At 49.0% G+C, this 24284-nt stretch carries 20 protein-coding genes; 14 read left to right on the top strand and 6 right to left on the bottom strand.

Translation table 11 applies throughout. The annotated features are described in order from the left end of the window. The first annotated feature begins 21 nt into the window (after window positions 1–21). From ACQ76X_RS07080 to ACQ76X_RS07040, 9 genes are all read left to right on the top strand, one after another. Window positions 22–2067 carry a hydantoinase/oxoprolinase family protein gene (locus ACQ76X_RS07080; RefSeq protein ID WP_438492555.1) on the top strand — a complete coding sequence of 682 codons (2046 nt, stop codon included), beginning with the start codon at window positions 22–24 and terminating at the stop codon, window positions 2065–2067. Then, on the top strand, window positions 2064–4043 hold the full coding sequence (locus tag ACQ76X_RS07075) for a hydantoinase B/oxoprolinase family protein (RefSeq protein ID WP_438492553.1): 1980 nt from the start codon (window positions 2064–2066) through the stop codon (window positions 4041–4043). Before ACQ76X_RS07080 ends, ACQ76X_RS07075 begins: the two co-directional genes overlap by 4 nt. 72 nt (window positions 4044–4115) lie before the next feature. Continuing rightward, a complete protein-coding gene (locus tag ACQ76X_RS07070) occupies window positions 4116–5285 on the top strand; it encodes an ABC transporter substrate-binding protein (RefSeq protein ID WP_438492552.1) in 1170 nt (389 codons plus the stop codon). Between the two features lie 41 nt (window positions 5286–5326). After that, window positions 5327–6454, top strand: a complete 1128-nt coding sequence (locus ACQ76X_RS07065) for an ABC transporter ATP-binding protein (RefSeq protein ID WP_438492550.1) — start codon at window positions 5327–5329, stop codon at window positions 6452–6454. After that, a complete protein-coding gene (locus tag ACQ76X_RS07060) occupies window positions 6451–7368 on the top strand; it encodes an ABC transporter permease (protein ID WP_438492548.1) in 918 nt (305 codons plus the stop codon). Before ACQ76X_RS07065 ends, ACQ76X_RS07060 begins: the two co-directional genes overlap by 4 nt. Beyond that, a complete protein-coding gene (locus ACQ76X_RS07055) occupies window positions 7361–8194 on the top strand; it encodes an ABC transporter permease (protein ID WP_438492547.1) in 834 nt (277 codons plus the stop codon). Before ACQ76X_RS07060 ends, ACQ76X_RS07055 begins: the two co-directional genes overlap by 8 nt. Window positions 8195–8199: 5 nt before the next feature. Continuing rightward, on the top strand, window positions 8200–9414 hold the full coding sequence (locus ACQ76X_RS07050) for a M24 family metallopeptidase (RefSeq protein ID WP_438492545.1): 1215 nt from the start codon (window positions 8200–8202) through the stop codon (window positions 9412–9414). Window positions 9415–9484: 70 nt separating this feature from the next. Next, window positions 9485–10681: an MFS transporter gene (locus ACQ76X_RS07045; protein WP_438492543.1), complete on the top strand. Its 1197-nt coding sequence runs from the start codon at window positions 9485–9487 to the stop codon at window positions 10679–10681. 187 nt (window positions 10682–10868) lie between these two features. Next, entirely contained in the window at window positions 10869–11762 is an 894-nt protein-coding gene (locus ACQ76X_RS07040; RefSeq protein ID WP_438492542.1) for a hypothetical protein, read from the top strand. A gap of 115 nt (window positions 11763–11877) precedes the next feature. On the opposite strand, the gene ACQ76X_RS07035 is transcribed toward ACQ76X_RS07040, so the two are convergent. The 5 genes from ACQ76X_RS07035 to ACQ76X_RS07015 all read right to left on the bottom strand — a co-directional run bounded on the left by ACQ76X_RS07035 (window position 11878) and on the right by ACQ76X_RS07015 (window position 18630). Beyond that, window positions 11878–13314 (bottom strand): DHA2 family efflux MFS transporter permease subunit, encoded by a 1437-nt coding sequence (locus ACQ76X_RS07035; protein WP_438492859.1) that lies wholly within the window; start codon window positions 13312–13314, stop codon window positions 11878–11880. A 713-nt stretch (window positions 13315–14027) separates the two neighbouring features. After that, window positions 14028–14561, bottom strand: coding sequence for a hypothetical protein (locus ACQ76X_RS07030; protein ID WP_076111868.1), 534 nt, complete (start codon window positions 14559–14561; stop codon window positions 14028–14030). A gap of 239 nt (window positions 14562–14800) precedes the next feature. Then, window positions 14801–15868 carry an ATP-binding protein gene (locus ACQ76X_RS07025; RefSeq protein ID WP_438492541.1) on the bottom strand — a complete coding sequence of 356 codons (1068 nt, stop codon included), beginning with the start codon at window positions 15866–15868 and terminating at the stop codon, window positions 14801–14803. Continuing rightward, window positions 15865–16536: a response regulator transcription factor gene (locus ACQ76X_RS07020; protein WP_076112916.1), complete on the bottom strand. Its 672-nt coding sequence runs from the start codon at window positions 16534–16536 to the stop codon at window positions 15865–15867. Before ACQ76X_RS07020 ends, ACQ76X_RS07025 begins: the two co-directional genes overlap by 4 nt. Before the next feature lie 168 nt (window positions 16537–16704). Next, a complete protein-coding gene (locus ACQ76X_RS07015) occupies window positions 16705–18630 on the bottom strand; it encodes a PAS domain S-box protein (RefSeq protein WP_438492540.1) in 1926 nt (641 codons plus the stop codon). A 144-nt stretch (window positions 18631–18774) separates the two neighbouring features. Here ACQ76X_RS07015 and ACQ76X_RS07010 point away from each other — a divergent pair, with 144 nt between their 5' ends. Continuing rightward, the gene (locus ACQ76X_RS07010; RefSeq protein ID WP_438492539.1) at window positions 18775–19320 is read left to right on the top strand and encodes a GNAT family N-acetyltransferase; all 546 of its coding nucleotides are present in this window, start codon (window positions 18775–18777) and stop codon (window positions 19318–19320) included. Window positions 19321–19467: 147 nt separating this feature from the next. On the opposite strand, the gene ACQ76X_RS07005 is transcribed toward ACQ76X_RS07010, so the two are convergent. Further along, complete coding sequence (locus tag ACQ76X_RS07005) at window positions 19468–20484, bottom strand: CapA family protein (protein WP_438492537.1); 1017 nt, start codon at window positions 20482–20484, stop codon at window positions 19468–19470. A gap of 314 nt (window positions 20485–20798) precedes the next feature. On the opposite strand from ACQ76X_RS07005, the gene ACQ76X_RS07000 reads away from it, so the two are divergent. From ACQ76X_RS07000 to ACQ76X_RS06985, 4 genes are read left to right on the top strand one after another with little or no spacing between them, the layout of a single operon-like run. After that, complete coding sequence (locus ACQ76X_RS07000; protein WP_438492535.1) at window positions 20799–22037, top strand: FprA family A-type flavoprotein; 1239 nt, start codon at window positions 20799–20801, stop codon at window positions 22035–22037. Between the two features lie 16 nt (window positions 22038–22053). Further along, on the top strand, window positions 22054–23268 hold the full coding sequence (locus ACQ76X_RS06995) for an NAD(P)/FAD-dependent oxidoreductase (RefSeq protein WP_438492533.1): 1215 nt from the start codon (window positions 22054–22056) through the stop codon (window positions 23266–23268). Window positions 23269–23296: 28 nt separating this feature from the next. Beyond that, on the top strand, window positions 23297–23479 hold the full coding sequence (rd, locus tag ACQ76X_RS06990; protein ID WP_038591984.1) for a rubredoxin: 183 nt from the start codon (window positions 23297–23299) through the stop codon (window positions 23477–23479). A 48-nt stretch (window positions 23480–23527) separates the two neighbouring features. Beyond that, complete coding sequence (locus ACQ76X_RS06985) at window positions 23528–24238, top strand: Crp/Fnr family transcriptional regulator (RefSeq protein WP_052092084.1); 711 nt, start codon at window positions 23528–23530, stop codon at window positions 24236–24238. Window positions 24239–24284: the final 46 nt, after the last annotated feature.

Genomic DNA, 24284 nt, shown 5'->3' with positions numbered 1-24284 from the left:
TTGCATAAAGGAGTGGAAATTGTGGAGATCCATTACCGCTTAGGCATAGATATCGGCGGAACCTTTACGGATGCCATCGTTACAGACGGGCAGGGTCAGTTTATCGCGGCGCTCAAAATACCCTCGATAGCCGATGCTCCCGAACAGGCGATATTCCAGGTGTTAGATCAGCTGCAGTCCAGGGGAGTGGACACCCGCCAAATTGAACTCTTCGTGCATGGGACTACTCTTGGTGTAAACACGCTGATCGAACGCAGTGGTGCAGTTACCGGGCTGCTGGTGACCAAAGGTTTCCGGGATGTACTCGAAATACGCCGCTTGCGGCTTGAGAATACAACTAACCTCTATGGGGATAAAACGCTGCCGCTTGTCCCGCGCCAGCTTGTACATGAAATTGATGAACGTCAGCTCGCAGACAGCAGAGTGCTCACCCCTCTGGACCCGCAACAACTGCTCCAGGCAGTGGATGAATTGGTGCAGGAGGGGGTTACGGCGCTGGCCATCAGCTTCCTGCATTCATATGCCAATGCCGGGCATGAGCAGCTGGCCGAACAGCTGATCCGTGAGCGTTATCCGCAGCTGTTCATCTGTAGAAGCAGTGCAATCTGGCCGCAGCAGCGAGAGTTCGAGCGGACGCTGGCCACAGTGATGAATGCTTATGTAGGCGAACGGATGGGGTCTTATTTCAAGCGTCTGCAAGCCGGAATCGGACCCTACGGCGTATCGGCGACGCTGCTGTCCACCATGTCAAACGGTGGTATGATGACCGCTGCCCGCGCTGCAGCCGAGCCAGTAAGGACGCTCCTGTCCGGTCCTGCTTCGGGTGTGATTGGCGCAACCTTTATCGCGGAGCAGGCAGGGATTAACCAGGTCGTTACCTTCGACATGGGCGGGACAAGCGTAGATGTCGCCTTAATCGACAAGGAGCCTGCCTACTCCACAGAGAATCAGGTGGGGGATTTCCCGGTCATTATTCCGGCGGTAGATGTGACCGCCATTGGAGCGGGCGGAGGCTCGATCGCCTGGGTTGATTCGGTCGGGATATTGAAGGTAGGGCCGCGCAGTGCAGGCGCCAAGCCGGGACCGGCGTGCTACAACCGCGGCGGTGTGCAGGCAACAACCACTGATGCCTATTTGCATTTGGGTATTCTGCAGGCTGACCGCTTTCTCGGCGGCCAGATGCAGCTGTTCCCTGAACTGGCTGAACAGGCGCTTACGATTTTGGGTGACCAGCTCGGGCTGACTGCCAAGCAGACGGCGCAGGCCATTCTGGATGTAGCCACCGCGAATATGTATGCCCAATTCTCACCGCTGATGGCGCGAAAAGGAGTCGATCCCCGTGACTTCACTCTGCTTGCCTATGGCGGGGCGGGCCCGATGCATGCTTTTCTGATGGCGCGTGAAGTTGGCATCCGCCGGGTGCTGATTCCACCTTCTCCTGGAACGCTTTGTGCACTGGGCTGCACGGTTGCCAATTTGCGCAACGACTTTGTCTTCACACTCCACAAGCGCAGCCGTGGACTGGATGCCGGAGAACTTCAGACACATTTCTTTTCGCTTGAGCAGCAAGGACGCCGCTGGATCGAGGATGAGGCCAAGGGTGGAGTAACCCTGGGAGGTACATACGTCATATACAGCGCGGATATGCGATATGATGGACAGGCATTTGATCTGGAGGTTACCCTCTCAGATTCCGATATTTTTGATCCTGAAGAAGCGGAGATTAAATTCCACCGCAAATATGAATCCGTCTTCGGAATCAGCCAGCCGGAGGCGGAAGTCATGTTTGTCAATCTGCGGGCAAGCATTGTCGGGCTTCTACCAAGTAAGATTAGGGCAGCTTCTCCGCAGGTAGCAGGCAGTGGAAAACCTGTAGAGACCCGGGGAATCACTTTTGACGGATTGGATTACCAGGCTAAGGTGCTTAACCGGGAGCATCTGACCACAGATACAAGAATCTCCGGTCCGGCTATCCTTGAGGAATATGATACGACGGTCTTTGTACCTCCCGGCTACACAATACACGGAGATGCTAACGGAAATATTATCGGGGAGGCAGATCTATGATTACGGATAAAGTCTTCCTCGAAATCTTCAACAACCGGATTCAGGCAGCAGTAGAGGAAATGGCCAATGTCGTGCTGCGCACCGGCTTTACCGCCTTTGTCAAAGAAACGGGTGATTTCGGCACCTACCTGTTATCGCCGGAAGGCGAGACGTTCGGCTCTCCGCTGGATACGGGATACAACCTCTCCCTGGGAATTCCTGCGGTTACCGCCATAAAGGCAATAGACCAGTGGCAGGAAGGCGACATAGTCATCTGCAACGACCCCTATACCACTGGGGGGATGGTTACCCATCTGCCGGATATTCACCTGATTAAGCCTTATTTCCATGACGGCAGGATCATTGCTTTTGGGCTTTGCTTCGTACATTCTTCGGATGTCGGCGGAAAGGTTCCGGGCAGCGTATCGCCAAGCGCTTATGACATACATATGGAAGGCATCCGGATTGCGCCGGTCAAGCTGTATGAGGCAGGCTGTATGAATGAGCAGGTGCTCCGGCTGCTGCTGGACAACAGCCGGATCCCCGAGCAGAACCTTGGCGATCTCAAGGCGCTTATGGCTGCGCTGAACAGAGGGGAGCAGCGGCTGAAGGAACTAATCGGCAGATATGGTGCGGAGCAGGTGGAGCAAGGCATTGAGAACCTGCTGGAGTATGCGGAGCTTAAAGCCCGCGCGATCATTCAGGATATTCCCGACGGCTCCTATGACTTCTGGGACTATCTGGAGAAGGGGCCCGGCGGCTATCCGATCCGGCTGCGCTGCCGCATGACAATTACCGGCACGGACATCTATCTGGACTTTAGCGGAACCGACCCGCAGGTTAGAGCTTCGTTTAATATTCCGACGCATAACCAGCAAGGGCACTATATGCTTGTGCCGGCTTTGATCCGCTACTTCCGGACACTTGATCCGGCCATTCCATGGAATTCCGGGATGGTGCGGATGGTGCGCAACTACGCGCCTCCGGCATCGGTGCTTAATCCGGAACCGATGGCGGCGGTAGGTGCGAGAGCGGCGACCTTTATCCGGGTGATGGATGTCATTACGGGGGCGCTGAGCCAGGCACAGAGCAGCAAGGTGCCGGCTGCAGGAGCAGGTCAAGCCTGCATTGTGATGATGGCAATGACCGATGCTTCCGACGGCAAGAGTAAAGTCGGTGTAATTCAGCCGATCTGCGGCGGATCAGGGGCTAGACCGATGAAGGACGGAATTGACGGGATGGATTTCGCCGTAGGCCATTTGCGGAATATCCCGGCGGAAACGGTTGAGGCGGAGATGCCTGTACTGATTGAACGTTACGGCTTAAGGGCGGATTCAGCCGGAGCCGGCAAATTCAGAGGCGGCAGCGGCATTGACCTGCGCGTCAGGATTCTCAGTCCGGATACCGTGATGACCGCAAGAAATATGGAACGGATGGAATTCCAGCCCTGGGGCCGCTTGGGAGGTGGTGTAGGTAAGCATGGAGAAGCGATATTTAATGAAGGCCGGCCAGATGAACGTAACCTTGGCCGGATTGATGAGCTTTTACTACAGCCGGGAGATACCGTGACTTTTCTGTCCCAGGGCGGCGGCGGATATGGAGATCCTTATGAACGGGATCCTGCATTCGTACTGAATGATGTGCAGAAAGGACTTTTGTCAGAAGATCAGGCGAGTGAACAATACGGCGTAGTGCTAAATTCAAATGGCAAAACCATTGATGAAGCATCCACTAAGCTGCTGCGTAATGGCCGCAGTAAGAATGGTGAAGCTTTCAGCTTCGGGGAAGCCCGGACTGCGTTTGAAACGGTGTGGACGGATAAAATGCAGCTCGCCGTTAATGCTGCCCTAAGCAGCTATCCGCTGGCACTTCGGGATTATTTGAAGAGACAGACGATGGCAGAAGCTGAGTCCAGAGTTGCTGCGGGCCATCCAGTTTCGGCTTCAGCAGTACCAGAGATCATGGAAGAATTGCGCAGGGGAATAGGGCTGCGCTAATGACAACAGCGGCTATGACCGGAAGGCGACAAAATTAGGAATTATATTAAATAACCTGAAGGAGAGAACCGAATGAGTACTCAAAAACCTAAACGCTCTTATATCTTACCGGCAATGTCGCTTGCCATGATTGTGGCACTAACAGCTTGTGGAGGGGGAAGCAACGCGAATAATGCTACCGGAAACAATGTTGCTGAAAACAATGCTGCCGGGAAATCGGAAGATTCGAAAGCAGCCGGCAGTGGTGAAAAGGTCAAGCTGACTATGTTTATCTGGGCCGGATCCAATCAGGATGTGGTTCCTAAGGAAGTCGTAGCAGAGTATGTGAAGAACCATCCGAACGTTGAGGTGACCTTTGAAGAATCCTCCAATGCTGTAATGTATCCGAAAATGCTGGCAGGCAAGCAGGCTGACCCGAACAATCCGATTGTAAACTTCGGTTATTTCAACGCAGATGCTTCAGCCAAAGGCATCAATGACGATATGTGGGAGCCGCTTGACCCGGCCATAGTCACCCATATGAAGGACATTCCCGAAGCATTCCATACCGCTGATAATAAGGGGATCGTCTGGGGCGTGTCGAGCTTTGCGCTGGTCTACAACAAAGATCTGGTAAAAACACCGCCGACAAGCTGGAACGACCTGTGGGGAAGCGAAGAGTTCAAAGGAAAAACCGCATTGTGGGATTATATGTTCTATTCTTATCTGTCCCCGCTTCTGGCTGTAAAAGGGGAAGAACTCGGCGCATCCTACGAGAATCCAGAGCCGGCCTTCCAGTTCTGGGCGGATAACAGCGAGCAGATCGGCACACTGGTTACCTCGAACGACCAGCTTAAGGGTCTGCTCGATTCGGGCGACGCCCTGATTGCTCCGTTCAGCTCACAAGTAGCACAGACTTGGATCGACGGCGGCTCGCCGCTGGCCGTAGCTTATCCTAAGGAAGGTGCGATTTCCTTCCCTTATTCGCTGCAGGTTGTCAAAGGTTCTACGCCGGAGCAGGCAAAAGTGGCCAACGAGATCATTAACGAGCTGCTTAGCGCAGATGCGCTGTCCCGTTACGCCGAGGCGACAGGAACTCCAGTGACGAGCACGGCAGCAGTCATCCCGGATAAATACAAGGATGATCCATCCTTCTCCGTTGAGGAGCAGAGTAAGGGAATGAATCCGGACTGGGATACGCTGGCTAAGAACAGCTCCGCCTGGAAGGAACTGTGGGACCGTCTGGTCAAAACAAAATTATAAACCGGCTGCTGGCAGCAACCGAAGAGATGGGAGTTGGGACAATGAGTGACGGAGTGGGGCCGATTGCAATCGAGACGCGAGATGTGAGCAAGCGTTATGCGGGAAATACGGCCGTTAATCAGGTGTCGCTACAGGTGAAACGGGGAGAATTCGTCTCTCTGCTCGGGCCCAGCGGCTGTGGGAAAACCACGCTGCTCCGGCTTCTCGGCGGCCTGGAGCAGCCTGATGAGGGGACTGTGCTGCTGTCGGGACAAGATGTCTCGGGGATCCCGGCCTATGGACGGAATACGAATATGATTTTTCAGCAACTGGCGCTGTTCCCCCATATGGATGTCTACAATAACATCGCTTACGGTTTGAAAGTCAGAAATACCCCGAAGCACGAAATCAAACAGCGAGTACAGGACATGCTGGAACTGGTGCAGCTTGGCGACTACAGCCAACGCGCCGTCTCCCAGCTATCCGGCGGACAGGCGCAACGCGTTGCCATTGCCCGCGCCTTAATCAACAAGCCGGAGGTGCTGCTGCTGGACGAACCACTGTCAGCACTGGATTTGCAGCTGCGGCTGGATATGCAGCGTGAACTGAAAAGGATACAACGTGAATTCGGGGGCACGTTTATCTTCGTTACCCATGATCAGCATGAGGCGATGAACATGTCTGACCGCATCGGTGTCATGCGGGGCGGCAAGCTGCTTCAATATGCAACACCCGATGAAATCTACGAACGGCCGGTGGACAGCTTTGTTGCCAAATTTATCGGCGACACCAACCTGCTTCGGGTGAAGGTACTTGGTGCGGAAGAAGGCCGGGTCTGGGTTCAAGCCGGTGGCTTGAAGCTTGCCGTGCGCCCGCCGGAAGGGCAGCCCCCGCTCCCTGCAGGGAGTACGGGTTCACTCTCCGTCCGTTACGAGTATCTCCGGATCGGAGAAGCAGCAAGTGGCTGCGACAACCGGCTGGAAGGAAGAGTGACCGAATGTGCATATGGCGGTGCAAGCATCAAGTACACGCTGGATATGGGTGGCCATGTCCAGCTCCATGCCAGCACTCTGTATCAGCGGGGAGATGCCCGGTATGCTCCGGGCGACTCGCTGCAAATCGGGTTCAATCCCGAAGACGGTCTGCTCCTGCCCGTTGATGGACCTCCTCAAAGAGTAGGTTCCTTATGATGAAAGCTACCGGCAAGCTCGTGGGGCTGTTCTCTCCGGGGAACCGAACCTGGGCGGCTCAGCTGCTGCTGCTGTTGCCTGCGCTTGCCTTGATGGGCATCGTGTATCTAGGTGGACTGCTGATCTTCGGCCGGTACAGTTTTGACCTCTACGAGAACGGGAGGCTGATCCGGGACTGGAATCTCGATTCCTACCGTTCTTTCCTGGGAGACCCCTATTATTGGACCTTGATAGGTACCACCTTTCGAGTCGCCGCCAAGGTAACTTTATGGAGTCTGCTGCTTGCCTATCCGCTAGCCTACTGTATTGCCGGCCTGAAACGGCCAGGCATACAACAGTTCTTCTTGCTACTAACGTTTCTTCCGCTTCTCGTCAGTGCTGTTGTCAGATCGTATGGATGGCAGCTGCTGTTGTCCAAGCAGGGTTTTATGAACTGGTTGTTCATGCAACTGGGACTGACGGATAGCGGATTTGAGATGATGTATAACGAGACCGGGGTTATCGTTGCGCTTGTACATATCTTTCTGCCGTTTATGGTGTTCCCGATCTTGAATGTGCTTACCCAAACCGATGATTCACTGAAAGCGGCAGCCCATGATCTGGGCGCAGGCAAATGGCGCACGTTTCTAACCATTACACTGCCCTTGTCCGCGAGGGGCATTGCGAGCGGGGTGCAGATTGTCTTCACACTCTGCCTGACCGCATTTACAACGCCTCAGCTGATCGGAGGCGGGCGCGTCATGACGCTTCCGGTGCTGATCTATCAGCGGACATTGGATACGAACTGGCCGATGGCGGCTGTGGCGAGCCTCTTTTTGTTTGCTTCATCAATCTTTGTATCATTGATTGTTAACAAGGGAGCTGACCGGCTGATGTTCCGGCGTACCCGGACGGGAGGGCAGGCCCATGACTAAAAAACCACGGGATTACAAATGGATTCTCTACGTATGTGCCGGCGCGGTCGGCTTATATCTGCTGCTGCCTTTGTTGATGATCCTGGTGACCTCAGTGAGCAGCGGAGCCTCCAGCAAGTTTCCGCCTGAGGGGCTGACGCTGGAATGGTATAGCCGTCTGGGTGATCAGAAGCAGTTTCTGGAAGCCTTCCGGAATAGTATGCTGTCTTCAGCGGGTGCAGTTCTGCTGGCGCTGGTTACTGGCACAATGGCTGCGCTGGCGATTGTCCATTATCCTTTTCCGGGCAGGGGACTTTTGCGCGCCTTTTTCATGTCGCCAATGGTAATGCCCAAGATTACATTAGGTGTGGCATATCTGATCCTGTTCTCAAAGATGCACATCGCTGGCGGATTATTTGCCCTGATTCTGGGAGAGGCGGTCATCGTCCTGCCATTTGTCCTGTCCATTGTTGGCAGCGCTCTCGCCAATCTCAATCCGGCACACCGCGAAGCTGCCGCCGATTTGGGGGCGGGACCGTTTCGCATTTTCTTTACGATCACATTGCCGCAGCTGCGGCTTTCGCTTTTTTTAGCCGGTTCGATTGCCTTTGTCTTCACCTTTGATCAGGTCGAGACGGCACTGCTTATCTTACGTCAGGGAAGTTACACCTTGCCTATACAGCTCTTCTTGTACATGGAAAAATGGCAGGATCCTACGGTCGCTGTCGTGTCCATGGTGCTTATCGCTTTTGCACTTGTTCTGTTTTTTGCAATCAAACTGGTAATCCGCTCCGCACCGGGTCTGGAAAAACTGCTCGGCAGCCGAACGAATAAAAGGAGGTCTTGAACCTGATGGACAAGCAAATCTCGAATCCTGTTTCCGGAGTCAACCGGCCGCGTGCCGCTGAACTTATGGCAACCAGAGGTCTGGCCGCTCTTGTGGCGACCACGCCGGAAAACATCAACTATATTCTTGGCTCGCAGCTGCGGGCCAGCAACTGGACGATGCAAATTTATGCTGTACTGCCGCGTGAACCGGAAACCCGTCCCTGTGTCATTATCCCTACCAACCGGCTAGGTGTAATCGCGCAGCTGGGGATTACCGGAGCGGATTTATATGTGTACAGTGATTTCTTTGTGGAGGGGTCTATCGAAGGCAAACCATCCACTCCGGATATCGATCTTTTTTACGCTTTGCTGCAGAATACGACAACCTATGCGGGGCCGCTTGAAGCGTTGGAGGCGGCTCTTGAAGCTCTTGGACTCAAAGGACAAGCAGTAGGGGTGGACGAAATGAGGATCGCTCCGGATCTGCTTGCCAAATTTGCCGCAGGGCTTCCCGGCGGACAGGCTGTAGCAGCCTACCAGCTGTTCCGCCAGATCCGGCAGATTAAGACACCATTTGAAATCGAACGTCTGCGGAAGTCTGCGATTCTGAACGAGACAATTGAGCAGCAACTTATCGATCTGATCGCCGCGGGTGTGCACGAGAAGGACTTGGCCGACCATTACCGGCTTACCGTGATGAAAGCAGGGGGCACCCCCGCGATGACGGCAGTGGGTGCGGGTCCGCGAAGCGCTCTGCCGCTGATTGAGAATTATTTCCGCGTCATCGAGCCGGGGGACCAGATCCGTTTTGATCTTTGTCTTCAGTTGGACGGGTACTGGGGAGATACAGGCCGGACTGTAGTGCTTGGAGAAGCCACACCTTGGATGGAACAGCACTTTCATGCGGTTCACAGCGGCTGGGAGCAGGCGCTTGAAATGATCCGTCCCGGCGTAAAAGCATCTGATGTCTTCCAGGCAGCCGTAGCCAGAGTTCAGAAGGAAGGCATTCCGCATTACCGGCGCCAGCATGTGGGGCATGCCATCGGCCTGGAATTGTACGATGATGTAACTCTGTCGCCCGGAGATCACCGCATTCTAGAACAGGGGATGGTGCTGTGTGTGGAAGTTCCTTATTATGAACTGGGCGCAGGCGGATTTCAGATTGAAGATACGATCGTGGTGACAGCAGACGGCTACGAGTTCTTAACACAGATGGAACGAAAGCTGTTCCGCAAATAACAAGGAGGGTTCCGGTCACCCTGTCCTGTTCCGACAATCGGAGTTTCTCCAGCAAAGAAAGTAGGGAGCAATGAAAATTCAGCAGGGTTCAAAATCGTTCCGAAATATTAGTCTTGCACTGTTTGCCGGAGGTTTTGTCACATTTGCGCTTCTTTATACCTTGCAGCCTTTGATGCCGGAAATTACCGAAGCGTTTGGAATCACGCCGACGGAAGCCAGTTTAACCTTGTCGGTCACCACTCTATCCATGGCATTGACCATGCTGTTCATCGGTTCCATATCCGATGCGGTTGGCCGCAGAGCCATCATGACGGCCTCTCTGGTTGCAACTTCCGTGATCGCCGTCATTTCCGCTTTTAGCCCGCTTTTCCCCGTATTGCTGCTGTTGCGTATATTGCAAGGTATTGCGCTCGCCGGATTACCCGCTATAGCAATGACTTATCTTGTGGAAGAAATCGAACCCCTCAGTCTGGGCTATGCAATGGGTCTTTACATTAGCGGCAACTCCATTGGAGGAATGGGGGGCCGGATCATCAGCGGGTTGTTGACCGACTGGTTTGACTGGCGCGCAGCTGTCGGTGTCATAGGCGTGTTGGGTCTGGCTGCGGCTTTGATATTCTGGAGGGTGATTCCGCCTTCACGCCATTTCGTGAAGCAGACAGGCAAGCTGGGCCAGGTGATTCCACTGCTCTGGTCGCAATGCCGTAATCCGCGGCTCCTTTGTCTGTATGGGCTAGGTTTTCTGCTAATGGGCAGCTTTGTCACCTTGTTTAATTATATTGGCTTCGAGTTGACCGGTGAACCGTACAATCTTAGCCAATCACTGGCAGGCAGCATTTTCGTCGTGTATCTGATGGGAACCTTCAGTTCCACCTGGATGGGGCGGCTGGCTGACCGGTATGGCCGTACCGGTGTCATTAGGTTAGCCCTTGCCATCATCTTAACGGGAGCACTTTGCACGCTGCATCCCTTCCTATGGGTCAAAATCATCGGCCTCGCACTGTTCGCCTTTGGGTTCTTCGGTGGCCATTCCATTGCCAGCAGCTGGGTGGGCCTGGTGGCCGATGAACATAAGTCGCAGGCCAATGCACTGTATCTCTTTTTCTACTACGTAGGCTCTAGTGTGAGTGGTACTGGCGGCGGGGTGCTGTACAGCCATTTTGGCTGGTTCGGCATCATCGGCATGATCGCAGCCTATGTGGCAATTAGCCTGATGTTATGCGGCTTCCTAGTGCACAAGAGCGGGGGAGGGACTCAGAAACTATAATTCCATAAACAAAGAAGAGGCAGCCGCCTGACGGCTGTCTTTTTTGTATGATCGCCGACTGTGGATAGACTATAAGTTCATCAATAGACGTCTGTTTTCAGCAGTGAAGGAAATATCTGCTTGTCTACTTTCCTTAAAAAAATTGGTAAGGTAGAGGTTAGCAATTAATAAGAGGTGAGAAGTTGTCATGAATAAGAAACACTGTTTGTTCTGCGATGAGATTGTTCCCATTAAACCGGAAGGCGATTACGATAGATATATTGGCTGTGCCTGTTCACCCGGCGGTTTCTATAGCCTGCGGAGAGACAGCTACGAACCTATTAATTCGTTGCCGCACCCCAAGAAACGCGATATGCTTCATTTAATATCAGCTTATATCCGGGAGCTGACCGATTGCGATGAAAAGGTCACTCTAGCGGCCAACGACTTAGAGTCGATTGCAAATTCTCCGAAAATACCTGTTACCATTGAAGATAAAGGAAACCGTCTACTGCAATATTTGTACAGACATTCCGAAGGGCCGGAGGAACCCGTGGTCATTCAACCACTCTCCAGCAGTTATAATCTGACCTATTCGCCCAATCTGCAAGAGCTGGTCTATATCATTGATAAGCTGATCAACGAGCAGCTGCTCATCAGGGAAGGCATGTCTTTTAAGCTTACCGACAAAGGATGGAGCGAAGCCGCTGCGAACGCAGGAGGAAAAAAACTAAAGCCTTGCGTCGTTCTCATTTCGGATGAGGGGGATTTACGCACGGAGTGGTTGGAACTACTGTTGCCGAAAATCGAGCAGTGCGGTTATCTGCCGCGATTGCTTACACATACAAAAACGCAGAGCCGTGAACAGTATTCCTTGGAGCTTATCGCGGACAGTAAACTAATGATTGCGGACTTATCCGGTCAATCCCCCGAGGTGTATTTTGCAGCGGGATATGCGCTCGGTTTAAACATCCCGGTGATCTGGACCGTAAACGGCAGCGATGCCGATAACCTTTTTGTACAAATACAAGATATCCGTCCGATGGTTTGGGATACAGCCGAGGAGCTGGCAGTACTGCTCCAACAGAAGTTGAGTTTGTAGAGAGTTTCCAAGCCATGACTCGGTAAACGGAGCAAAAAAAAAATAACAGGCGTCTCTCGTAGAGGAGGGCGCCTGTTATTTTTTTTACTTTTATAGAGTTCTCCACAATTTAAATTCAGGATTTTTCGGCAATCATCTTTTTTAACTTGATTTCGGACTCTTTCCCGGTGGACTGTCCCACTTGTTGGATGAAGAAGGAGAGCAGCAAGGCGAGAATGCCGATTCCCACAATAACGAGGTAGGCATCATTTATGCCCTGGATGGACGCTTCCATCATCAGGTGTTCCTGGGTTGCGCTTTTTGCGCCACTTGCGCCCATAAGATTCTGCAAATGAGTTGTGGTACGGCTTGTCATGATGGTTACCAGCAAAGAAGTACCTATGGCACCCGCGACTTGTTTAACGGTATTAGAGATTGCGGTACCATGCGCATGAAGTTTTGCCGGCAATTGATTTAATCCTGCGGTTTGTATAGGCATCAGGAACATCGCCATTCCGATCTGCCGGCCTGTTGACATGAACACCAGATAGATATAGCTGGTAGAGTCCGTTAAATTAACAAAACTTAGGGTCGTGGTGATCGTTATAAGCAGACCGATGATGGCAAGCCATTTTGCTCCGAACCGGTCGAACAGCTTTCCGGTGACCGGCATAAGCAGTCCCATCACAAGCGAGCCGGGAAGCAGCAGTAAGCCGGACTCCATGGCCGTATAGCCGCGGGCACTCTGCAGGTACAGGGGAAGCAGAATCATATCCGCATACATCACGATTGTAACTGCGATACTTATGACGGTGGTTAAGGAGAACATCTTATATTTGAAGGCCCGGAGATCGAGAAGCGGGTTTATGGAAGCCAGCTGCCGCCAAGTAAACAGGGCAAGGGAAAGGATACCCGCACCAAGAGACAAGAGCACCTCCGCACTCGACCAGCCTGCGCTGCCGGCCCGGCTGAAGCCATACAGCAAAGCGCCAAAGCCGAGGGTAGATAGGGCCACGCTAATCATATCAATCTTGGGATAGGAGCGTTTCGATACATTCTTCAAATAAATAAATCCGCAGACAATAACAAGGACAGTGGGCGGAATGATCCCATAGAACATGGTTTCCCAACTGTAATGTTCCAGGATATATCCTGCCAAAGTAGGTCCAATCGCAGGGGCAAATATAATGGCCAATCCGACCATGCCCATGGCAGCGCCTCTCTTTTCCGGAGGGAAAAGCGTTAAAATAACATTGATGAGCAGCGGCATGATAATTCCTGCGCCAGTTGCCTGAATCAAACGTCCGGTAAGCAGAACGGGGAAGCTTGCCGCGATGGCTGCTACGACCGTTCCAGCCAGGAAAATAAACATGGAAGTCTGGAAAAGCTGCCGGGTAGTAAAACGCTGCATTAAATAAGCCGTAATCGGAATCAGCACACCGTTCACCAGCATATAGCCTGTTGTCAGCCACTGGGCGGTTGCCGCTGAGATATTGAAATCATTCATTAATTCCGGCATGGCAACGCCCATCACCGTCTGATTCAACGTCGCAAGAAAGGCTCCAAAAATCATAATGAACAAAATGGGGCCTCTTTTTAGGACACTGATGTTTACTTCTCTCTGTTTACTCACTTCACTCCATCCTTTCAATGGTACCTTTTTCTTTTTGAACAGCATGCAAATCCCTAATAGAAAAAATAAAACACTGCATCCCATTCCAAATAAAGCGCTGGAGCTGATGGCATTGGGGGATTTCTCCATCATAAGCAGAGTGTATTGAGTCACCACAATGGAAACCATTGCGTCTACAAAGCTAATCATTTTTAGTGAAGAAACAATAGGGCCCTTCAGATGCCGGTTAGCCAAGGTACCGTAAATGGCAATACCAAGCTTGGTGAAAGCAACTGCTGCTACCAGATAAACAATGTAACCTCTGATCATGATGGCATCTCCGACAACATACATCCGCAGGCAGACCAACAGATAGGAGATCCCTAGAAGACAAAGGAAAGTGCCACTTCGTTGATAAACAATAAATTCCATATTATATCTTTGTGCAGGGTCTTCGATACTCTTGGCCACTCTATATTTATAAAGTGCCTGACCTCTTGCGGCAAAAAGGATTATGTAATACACCGCGTTAATCATGAACCATCCAGATAGGAGATACACACCGAGGATCAACTTGCCGATGCCGATTAAAGCATTGATTGTAAGTGATGCAACGTTTGTTAGGGCGGTTCGGTCTTGATAATCGACCGGGTAGCGGTCAAATAAACCCTTAATCACTTCCCAAGCAGGGCATTAGCCTTTTCGCACACCTCGTAAATCTCGTCATACTTCTGATCGATCAGAGGCGCTACCTTGTTCGTTTTTTTCTTGCTGATACCGCTGAAGAGAAAATACGGGATGATCCAGCCTACGAAACCGGGGACTGCCAGTATTATTGTAAGAGGCAGCATGTCAGCTTGATTAGCAAACACAGAGCCAGCCATGAACGCTGTTCCAATAACACCGATAACATAGGCGACGACAGAAGCACCGATGACCTTAGAGCTTTCCAGCGTTTCAATTTCGTTAACGGAGGCATCGAACTGGCGTTGCAGACGGGTCAGCTCGGCTTTATTACGGATTTTCCGGTCCCGCTTGAACTTCATGGTTACAGAACCAACATTCTGAACTGAGGTCGAAGTACCCTCCAGCGCCCAGCCGAAGTTGTTATACCCGTCCACATACACCGACTCCATTTTGCGTTTTACTGTAACGTCCTTGTACTCATAACCGACGAAATTAGATTCGTTTCTTGTGATCTCACTCATAATAATTTCTCCTTTATTATTAAGTTGAAGTTGAAGCTTTTCTGTTTCACTTGACTTGATCATCTTACTGCCGAGATATTTATGAATTGCTTATAAAATGTTTATAAAATATTAATTGAACAATCGTTATGAACCGGAATTGGAAGATACGCTGTCTAATATAAAAAGCAGCCTGAATTCGTGTTCCGAATTCAGGCTGCTTTATTCGATCTTATCCATTCAATCGCATGGGGAATAGCTTACTTCTCCACTTTCAATTTGACTGTGAATGTTGTACCCTGGTCGGGCTCACTCCTAACCGTTATGGCACCGCCCACCAGTTCAATGACCCGCAGCGAAAGAGCAAGTCCAAGGCCGTTTCCCTCCCCGGAGTGGGAAGTATCTCCCTGATAGAATTTATCGAAAATACGCTTCATCGTTTCTTCGTCCATCCCGCAGCCAGTGTCTGCTACCGTGACCGTAATCGTATCTTTATCTGAAGTCTGCGATAAGGTGATCGTTCCGCCGGGGGCTGTAAATTTCAGCGCATTGGAGAGAAGATTAAGCCATACAATCTCAAGCATACTTTCATCTGCACGAATGATGGTACGGTCCTCTATGTCCGCCACAAATTCGATATTCTTCTCTTCCCAGGAATTTTCAAAAGTAAGGGCGCAATCGCATAGCTGTCTGCACAGATCATAGGGATCGGCAACGTGATTAATCTCCTGATTATCCAATTTGTTTAGCTTCAGGATATTGATCACCAGTGTCGTTAATTTTTGGGAGGCCGAAATGATTGTATCAGTATATTCTGTACGAAGTTTCGGCGACAGCTCAACCTTTTGCAGCGCCATAGCGTAACTATGAATGACGGATAGGGGGGTTTTGATTTCATGGGACACATTGGATATGAAATCGTTTTTGAGCGTTTCGATGCTGCCGAGTTCTTCAACCATCTTGTTAAAATCCCCGAACATTACGTCCACATAATCCTTCTTGTCCGCTCTATGGAGTGGTTCCAGATAGACGGAAAAATCTCCTTCCGCTACCTGTTTTGCCGCCTCGCTGAGTTTTCTCATGGGCTTATCAAAGGTTTTGTACTTCTGCCTTGCGGTGAAAAGGCAGAAGATGAAGGCAACGATGATCCAATATCCCGTGATGCCGAAGATGTATTGCGGTGGAACGTTTTCTACGGAAAGATAGGCATCGTAAATCAGCGCTTGCCCTGCGGTCAGCGTGGACAGCACAATAAAGGTCCAGAAAAACTCTTTCCATGAAAAATGCTGCGATTTGAGCCGGACCTTCTGCTTCTTGTTCTTCCTCATTGCAGCACTGCCTTGTAACCAAGTCCATGAACTGTCATGATCTTGAAATCCTCACAGCAGGAGAACTTGTCCCGAAGTTTAACAATATATACATCCACGGCACGCAGGCTTGTTTCGCTGCCAATGCCCCAAAATTCGTCCATAAGCTGGGCACGGGAAAAGGTGTGTTTGGGATAGGAAAGCATCTTGTAGAGTATGTTGAATTCCCGTACCGTCACCGAAATTTCTTCACCGTTTACCGTTGCGGTCATCTCATCTGCGTCCATCATAAGACTTCCTACCGCCAGTTTCTTTTCATGAGCAATATTCGCCCGTCGAAGCAGAGCACCCACACGCATTACCAGTTCGTCCATATTGACCGGTTTGACCATGTAATCGTCAATCCCTGCACGAAACCCTTTTTGTTTCGAGGAAATATCGTCACGGGCGGTAACAAAAAGAATAGGGATAGTCTTGTTAATAGCTCTGACCGTTTCCACAAATTCAAAGCCATCAATCTCCGGCATCATAACGTCTGAGATGATAAGGTCGTACAGACTGTTATACATCAAATCATATGCCTCGCGTGGGTTTAAACACCCTTTAGCATCGTATCCGTTATCACACAGATAGGTGCAAATAATTTGATTGAGCTTTATATCATCCTCCACAACAAGGATATTGACCATGTGAAAAACATCCTTTCTAAGGAAACTAAAATTAGTATAAGAGTCAAATGTTAAAAAAATGTTTGGATGGAGGGATGAACTGAAAAATCCCTCCAAGTATAACAGTAATGTGATGCTTTTTACTGTCTACCTAAAGGGGATAATATCACTCAGAAATAATGCTTATCATTATCTGTTCACAAGCTCGTTAATTAGCTTCAGGATGACTTCCCGCTTAATAGGCTTGCTGACATACTCGTCCATCCCGGCAGCAAGACATTTTTCCCGATCACCTTTCAAAGCATTGGCTGTGACTGCGATAATAGGGGGACAGTTCTCCTTGTGTTCTTCTCTTATCAACTTCACCGCATCGAAGCCGTTCATAATCGGCATGTGCAGATCCATTAAAATAAGATCAAACTTTTCTTTGCGTGCTGCTTCAACTGCATCTATTCCGTTTGTGACAGGTGTGATTCTATGACCTATTTTTTCAAGTGTTTTGGTTAACACCAGTTGGTTGATGTAATTGTCTTCAGCAAGCAAAATGTTAATTTTCCGTGTATTAGGGTGCTTGTACAAGGAAGACTCTTGAGCGGGTACTGCCGCTGTTTTCTTGGGCTTGATGGTGAAGGAGAAAGACGAGCCACTCTTGCCGTCACTCTCCGCGTATATCTCGCCGCCCATCATATCGATGATTCTGCGGCTGATAGCAAGGCCCAAACCAGTGCCTTCGTGATTGCGCGTCATAAAGCTGTCAATCTGCGCAAACGGTTCAAAAATGTCATTCAGCCGCATAGGATCAATCCCAATGCCCGTATCGGTTACCGTAAAGGCTAACTTTGTCGGATCTTCCTTTAGCAGTTTCACTTTTACCGATATGCTGCCCTTGGAGGTGAACTTCACGGCATTGCCGAGCAGGTTCAGGAGGACCTGTTTCAAACGGTCGCGATCTCCGTAGATATAGTCCGGAACATCATGATTTATAGTACTGGAGAGCTCAATTTGCTTTTGATCGGCCTTCATGGAAATGACGGCGAAGCTGTCCTTGATGCATTTGCGAAGATCGAATGAATCCTCTTGCAGTTCTGTCCGGCCTGCCTCGATTTTTGAAAGATCAAGAATATCATTGATGATATTGAGCAGCGTTTCCCCGCTTTTGCGGATGATCTCTACATAGCCCCGTTGCTCTTCATCAAGGTTAGTAGTCTCAAGCAGAATATCCGTCATGCCGACTACTCCGTTCATAGGGGTGCGGATTTCGTGGCTCATCATCGCAAGAAACTCACTTTTCGCTCTGTTCGTAGACTCGGCAGCCTCCTTTGCAAGCAACAACTGCCGCTGTTCAGAGATGTCCTTACAGATGAGGTAGAATCCGATATTTTGATTATTTACATAAATCGGTGCAATACTGGTAAGCACTTCAACAATCTGGCCACTTTTGGTCATAAGCGCATTAATGTGCTGTTCAACCGAATTATCGTACAGCGCCCTTTTCAGAATCTTCTGGACATTCTCTTTGCCAATTAAACCCGAAAGCTCCATTCCGATCAGATCGGACCCTATGGAGTAGCCTGTGATCTTTTCCGCCATACTGTTGGCGTTAATAATTCGGCCGTCTAGGCCAAAGGAAATCACGGTGTCATGGTTGTATTTTTTGAGTGACGTATACCGCTCAACTGATTCCTGAAGGCGCTGCTCGGATTCTTTTTGCTTGGTGATGTCAATGATTTGGCAAATGTAATACAATGCCTGGTCCGCCTCATCGCTGAAAAGCTTAAGAGAAAGCAACCCCCACAAGTCGTCTCCATTTTTTGAAACAAACCGCTTTTCGAGTTGTACTTTGGTTTGGTCACCCATGAGCGCCTTTAGTTTGTGTATAGTTCTAAAATCATCATCGGGATGGGAAAGGTCTTCCAGCCTCATGCCGTCCAATTCTGCTTTGGAATAGCCAAATATTTGTTCAAAGGCGGGGTTAACGGTTAAAATCACACCTTCTGGCCCAACAAGGGCGATCCCAAAGGAAGCGTGATCAATGACCTGTTGGTTGTATCGTTCCTGGTTCAGGTTTACGCGATGCATGGCAGCCTCCATAGGGTTAGGTAATGTGTGCGTCAAAAATAGACCTCCTATATGGAAGGCCTGAATCTAATGAAATGAATATAACTCCAAAATTGAATTACCCGATTGATTTTTTATTGAAACAGGAAGAAAATTGAAAATACCAGTAATATAATTTCAAGCTAGGAGATGATTAGAACAATGTACAATCAAGCCAAAAGAACGCTTACTACCGGACGATTGATTTTAAGACCCTTTATAGAATCTGATGCACAACGGGTCAGTGAGCTCTGCAATAATTACAACATCTATAAAAGTACATTAACTCTACCTTATCCATACTCCATTGATTGTGCATTATCATGGATTCAAACACAAGAGGTTAATTTTAACAATAATAAATCCTATGAGTTCGCCATTACTGATAAAAATACATATGAGCTCTATGGAGCTATCGGACTGTCCAATAACCAAACACACAAAAATGGCGAACTTGGGTATTGGATAGGTGAGGAATACTGGGGTAAAGGATATGCGACAGAAGCAACAAAAGCTATCCTTGAGTTTGCCTTCACAGAAAAGTATTACCATAAAGTATACGCGAGATACTTTGCTTCAAATCCAGGCTCTGGACGGGTTATGCAGAAATCGGGCATGGTGAAGGAAGGTGTTTTATTGCAGCATGTCTATAAAGAAAATAAATACATAGACCTTATTCATTATGGAATTATTAACACTGGAGGGTGAAAGCTTTTTATATACAAATGACCAATTGAAACAGCGGAAGCCATGGAGAGAGAGACAGTCCTGGACTACCGCTGTTTTTAGATGATAACGATGGTAATCAGCATATCCGGAATGTTACAGACGAAACTGTTCATTATGAAAACGGCTCTATACCCTCTTTAAGATAGCCTCTGTATGCTTCAACATACCATTTAAGGCATTTCGCTTCCCCGTGTTTAAATCAGAGGCATTCCGCTTTAACGCATCGCGGATGGGGATGACCTCAGTCATTTTTCTGCCGCTTTTCACTCTTCGAACTACGCAGGTCGGGATGTAATCGACGTTAGTGATACTTGTGTTTCCTTTTTGATCCTTTTTGATTTTAAGAGTAAGAATGATACTGCTTTGGGTATAAGGAATATTCATGAGCTTAGTCGAAACAAAATTACCCAGCGAATAGATAACGAATTGTTTCTTTCCCCGAACCGCTAACGGTTGAAGAACATGCGGGTGAGACCCCAGGATGATGTCCGCGCCATTTTTAAAGAAGAGGTTGACCAGCTGCTTTTGCCTCTTGTTTGGAGTGTACTTATATTCGTTTCCGAAATGAAGATAAAGCAGGACCAGATCGACTTTCTTTTTTAAATTTCGAATTTCTCGAATGATTTTATCGGTTTCTATCCGATTGACCAGCCATGGCTGACTCGCAGGTACAGGAATCCTGTTGGTTCCTGCCGTGTAAGAGAGAATTCCGATCGTTATCCCTTTTACGTTTTTGATAAGAGTTTTCTTGGATTCTTCTAATGACTTAGAGGTTCCGGTATGGTCGATTCCAGTATGGTCCAGAACTTTTAACGTGCGAATCAGACCCTGGGTACCATAATCCATGCAGTGATTGTTCGCAGTTACTAATACATCGAATCCGGCTTCCTTAAGTGCCGGGGCCAATTCGTCTGGGCACTTGAATATCGGACCGCTTGAACGCAGACTTTTCCGGCTATCCCGCCCGTTTCCGGCAAAGGTGGTTTCGAGATTGCCAATCGTCAAATCAGCCTGTTTCAGATAAGGAGCTACTTTTGCGAACAGGGGGCCGAACGAATAGGTACCGTCAGCTTGTTTAGCATCTGAAATAATATGACGTTTGACCATAAGGTCTCCTACAGCATTTATTTGTATTTCCGTCATCGTTATCCACCTTTTTATTGTTTTGATTAGGATATGGCGGAAGGGGGATATGGGTTATTAAATTCACATCAGAACAAGGGCTGTTTACCGGACATCGAAAGTTCGGAAAGAGGCTTTGTTTTTTCTTTTTTATACTTTTTTATATAAAATGTGACCCTACGCATAATCACTTCAGTTAAATCGTCTAAATTTAAGGTATACGAATTTTTTCTCAAACTTTCATAATTTGATTCAAATCCTCTTTTTTGTTTGGCGGCCATAATAGAATATGGTTATTGATAAACATTATCAACTAAACATTGGAGGTTAACGAAATGAGTACGCAGTTCAAAAAAATCGCCGAGGATACTTTCTGGATAGGCAAAATCGATAACCGTCAGGTTCCCTTTCACCGCCTGGTTCTGTCAAAAGGAACGACCTATAACTCATACCTGTTAAAAACAGGAAAGCCGACCGTCATTGATACCGTAGATATGGAATTCGGACGTGAATATGCCGAGTGTCTGGGTGAAATGATTGATCTTCTGGATATTCATTACATCGTGATTAACCATACAGAACCTGATCACTCCGGTGGACTGGCAGCTCTTGCTGGCAAGGCTGCAAATGCCACAATCGTATGCACAGAGATTGCCGTACCAGAATTGCAGGAAATGTACAAGCTTCATAGCCGGAACTTCCTGGTGGTTAAAGACGGAGATAAGCTGGATATCGGAGGAAAAACACTTCTGTTTAAAGAAACACCGTACCTTCATACTGCTGAGACGATGATAACCTATTGTATCGAAGATCAAATCTTATTTCCTTGCGATATCTTCAGCACGCATGTTGCGGTGGAGAATCTGTTCAGCGACGAAGCCGGGTTTGATATCACGGAAGATTTCCAGGGTTATTACGCTGCCATTATTCATCCCCATAGAAGATATGTAAGAACACTGCTGGAGGCTGTCAACGATCTTGAGATCCGGATGATCGCTCCTTCCCACGGATTTGTGATCCGGGAGGACATCCGCAAATATATCGAAATGTACGCCACGTTGAGCCGCGAAACCACTCAAGGAAAAAAAGCAGCCATTGTATATACCACCATCAAAAACAGTACCAAGAAGATGACCAAAATTATACAAGACTGCTTGCAGGAAAATAATATTGCGACAGAGGTCTGGGATGCGGACAAAAGCAGCGCCGCCGATATTCTGAACAGCATTGCGTCAGCCGACGCGGTCTTTATCGGCAGCTCCACTAAATACGCGGACATGATCGGGAACCTGGAGAACATTCTGAAAGAAATGCAAAACATGAATCTGGAAGGCAAGCTTGCTGCAGCCTTTGGCTCATACGGCTGGAGCGGTGAAGCCATTGAAGTCATTCAGGATTATCTGAACGGAACCAACATGACGGTGCAAAGTACTTCAGATGTTATTAAATCCACAGGGATGACACATGTGGAGTTCCCTTTAAGAATCAGATTTTCCCCTAAAGAGCCTGAGAAAGTACAAAAAATTAAAAATGCGGCTGAATTTGTATCGGATTTGCTGCTGAGTTCATTTTAGGGAGGAGGATTATAGGATGACAAAACATTACGTTATTGTCGGCGGCGGAGTAGCCGCCGTCCATGCCGCCAAAGCGATCCGTGATCAAGACGCAGAATCGGAAATCTCGATCCTCGGGGAGGAAGACCAACTGCCCTACAACCGGATTAAACTGACTAAAGGCCTGTTTACCGACCTGCACAGTGAGAAGGTGCTGATCAAGAAGGAAAAATGGTACCGCGATAACCGGATATCCGTAAAGACCTCTACCCGAATCAGTTCTGTCCACCCGGACCAGCAGCTGGTGGAGACAGAAGACGGGCAAAGTGTATCGTATCATAAGCTCCTGTTGTGTATGGGAGCAAGGAACCGCGCGCTACCGATTGAGGGGGCATGCCTGAACAATGTTCATACCCTCCGGGACATGAATGACGCGGACCGGCTGAAAGACAGCCTGCAGAATGGCAGCCGTGTAGCCGTAATCGGCGGGGGAGTACAGGGAATCGAAACCGCTTGGGCGCTGCATGAAGCAGGATATCAGGTAACGGTGATCGAAGCATTTCACCGTCTGATGGGCAGACAGCTTGATGAGAAATCCTCACAGCTGCTTAAGGACACCCTCGAACGATCAGGTGTGAAGGTTATTCTGCAATCAGGGGTGGCGTCAATTACAGGGACAGAGTTTGTTACCGGAATTACGCTGGACGATCAGTCTCACTTCTCCTGTGACCATGTAGTTTACTCTATTGGTATCGTACCGAATACGGCGCTGGTAAATGGCTCGAATATTCTAGTCCGGCAGGGCATTCTCGTAAATGAACAAATGCAAACAAGCGATCCGCATGTGTACGCAGCCGGAGATGTTGCTGAAATTAACGGGTATGTGGAAGGATTGTGGGGCGGAGCGATCGAGCAGGGCCGGATTGCCGGGAATAATATGGCCGCCAATCTCACTGTTTATCGTAGAGTTGTTCCAGTGACCTTGTTTAACGCTTTTGGCCTCTCTCTATTTTCAATAGGCAACGTTGATGAACGGCAATGCGACATGGCGGTGTGCGGAGAAGAAAATGGAGCGTATACGCTCATTTATGTGAAAGATAACACAATTACCGGGGCGATATCCTGGCAAGGCGCAGCTGCTTCCCTGGTGTATAAAGCCGCTGTTGAGCAAGGCATCACGCTTACGGGGATTGATCTCAACGGGAGCAATATCGTGGAAATTATGGCTGAAGTACAAACCAGATTGAACTAAACTACAAACTTTTTAGGAGATGATAATGATGAAAAAATACATCTGCCAACCCTGCGGCTATATCTATGATCCGGCAATAGGCGATCCCGATGAGGATGTAGCTGCAGGCACAGCATTTGAAGACTTGCCTGAGGATTGGGTTTGTCCGGTATGTGGTGAGGATACAAGTCACTTTGCGCCGGTTGAGGACAAAAAGTCTTCTGCTTCCTAAAGAGAAGCAGGAGTTGTACAAAAAAAACGAACAAAAGGGGGGACAGTTATGAATGAGCATTCTTGCCAACACGCAGCAGAACCTTGTACCCGCAAGGTGCCGATTTTTGCTGCGTTGAGCGATGACGATCTCTCCCGGATCAGCGCCATGATCAAGCACCGTAAGTTCACTAAAGGTCAACCGTTAATTCTGGAAGGGGCGCCGTCGGATACGCTGTACATCATTCAGCGGGGGCATGTGAAATTATCCAAAACAACTCCTGAAGGCAAGGAACAAATTCTGCACATCCTGACGAACGGGGATTTTTTCGGGGAACTGAGCATATTTAACAGCGATGAACTGAGCAACTTCAGTGCTTATGCGCTGAAAGAGACCAATATTTGTATGCTGACCCGAACCGATATGGAGCAGCTAATGACTGATAATCCGGATATTTCGCTTAGGCTGTTGAAGAGTGTTACCAAAAGACTAGCCCATACAGAAAATCTGGCGCAAAGCCTGGCAACCAAAGATCCGGAAATACGGATTGCTTACATGATCATGGAACTCAGCGACAAATATGGCAAACAACGTGGCGATCATATTCATATTGACCTTCCGCTGTCTCGTGAAGAACTGGCCAGTTATGTCGGGGTCACCCGCGAAACTATTAGCAGAAAATTCTCAAGGTTCGAAGATTCGGGTCTTATTGAGCTGATTGGAAACAAGCAGATGGTTATTACAGATCCGGCCGGTTTGGAGAGTTATATGGGGTATTAAGATATAGAGCAAACTCCCATACTTGTCGTTCTCAGAGGATTTCAGT

Origin of the sequence: Paenibacillus sp. IHBB 3054 (genome assembly GCF_051594305.1) — a bacterium.
In the GTDB taxonomy this organism is placed as follows: Bacteria; Bacillota; Bacilli; order Paenibacillales; family Paenibacillaceae; genus Paenibacillus_AQ.
The sequence above is the reverse complement of the archived record's forward strand: the minus strand, read 5'-3'. Positions and strand labels throughout refer to the sequence as shown.

Coding starts and splice junctions, on each gene's coding strand:
- ACQ76X_RS07010 (WP_438492539.1), top strand. CDS start 18,775: ATGTACAATCAAGCCAAAAGAACGCTTACTACCGGACGATTGATTTTA.
- ACQ76X_RS06995 (WP_438492533.1), top strand. CDS start 22,054: ATGACAAAACATTACGTTATTGTCGGCGGCGGAGTAGCCGCCGTCCAT.
- ACQ76X_RS06985 (WP_052092084.1), top strand. CDS start 23,528: ATGAATGAGCATTCTTGCCAACACGCAGCAGAACCTTGTACCCGCAAG.
- ACQ76X_RS07025 (WP_438492541.1), bottom strand. CDS start 15,868: ATGAGGAAGAACAAGAAGCAGAAGGTCCGGCTCAAATCGCAGCATTTT.
- ACQ76X_RS07045 (WP_438492543.1), top strand. CDS start 9,485: ATGAAAATTCAGCAGGGTTCAAAATCGTTCCGAAATATTAGTCTTGCA.
- ACQ76X_RS07065 (WP_438492550.1), top strand. CDS start 5,327: ATGAGTGACGGAGTGGGGCCGATTGCAATCGAGACGCGAGATGTGAGC.
- ACQ76X_RS07000 (WP_438492535.1), top strand. CDS start 20,799: ATGAGTACGCAGTTCAAAAAAATCGCCGAGGATACTTTCTGGATAGGC.
- ACQ76X_RS07055 (WP_438492547.1), top strand. CDS start 7,361: ATGACTAAAAAACCACGGGATTACAAATGGATTCTCTACGTATGTGCC.
- ACQ76X_RS07070 (WP_438492552.1), top strand. CDS start 4,116: ATGAGTACTCAAAAACCTAAACGCTCTTATATCTTACCGGCAATGTCG.
- ACQ76X_RS07060 (WP_438492548.1), top strand. CDS start 6,451: ATGATGAAAGCTACCGGCAAGCTCGTGGGGCTGTTCTCTCCGGGGAAC.
- ACQ76X_RS07005 (WP_438492537.1), bottom strand. CDS start 20,484: ATGACGGAAATACAAATAAATGCTGTAGGAGACCTTATGGTCAAACGT.
- ACQ76X_RS07050 (WP_438492545.1), top strand. CDS start 8,200: ATGGACAAGCAAATCTCGAATCCTGTTTCCGGAGTCAACCGGCCGCGT.
- ACQ76X_RS07075 (WP_438492553.1), top strand. CDS start 2,064: ATGATTACGGATAAAGTCTTCCTCGAAATCTTCAACAACCGGATTCAG.
- ACQ76X_RS07020 (WP_076112916.1), bottom strand. CDS start 16,536: ATGGTCAATATCCTTGTTGTGGAGGATGATATAAAGCTCAATCAAATT.
- ACQ76X_RS07035 (WP_438492859.1), bottom strand. CDS start 13,314: ATGATTTTTGGAGCCTTTCTTGCGACGTTGAATCAGACGGTGATGGGC.
- ACQ76X_RS07030 (WP_076111868.1), bottom strand. CDS start 14,561: ATGAGTGAGATCACAAGAAACGAATCTAATTTCGTCGGTTATGAGTAC.
- rd (WP_038591984.1), top strand. CDS start 23,297: ATGAAAAAATACATCTGCCAACCCTGCGGCTATATCTATGATCCGGCA.
- ACQ76X_RS07040 (WP_438492542.1), top strand. CDS start 10,869: ATGAATAAGAAACACTGTTTGTTCTGCGATGAGATTGTTCCCATTAAA.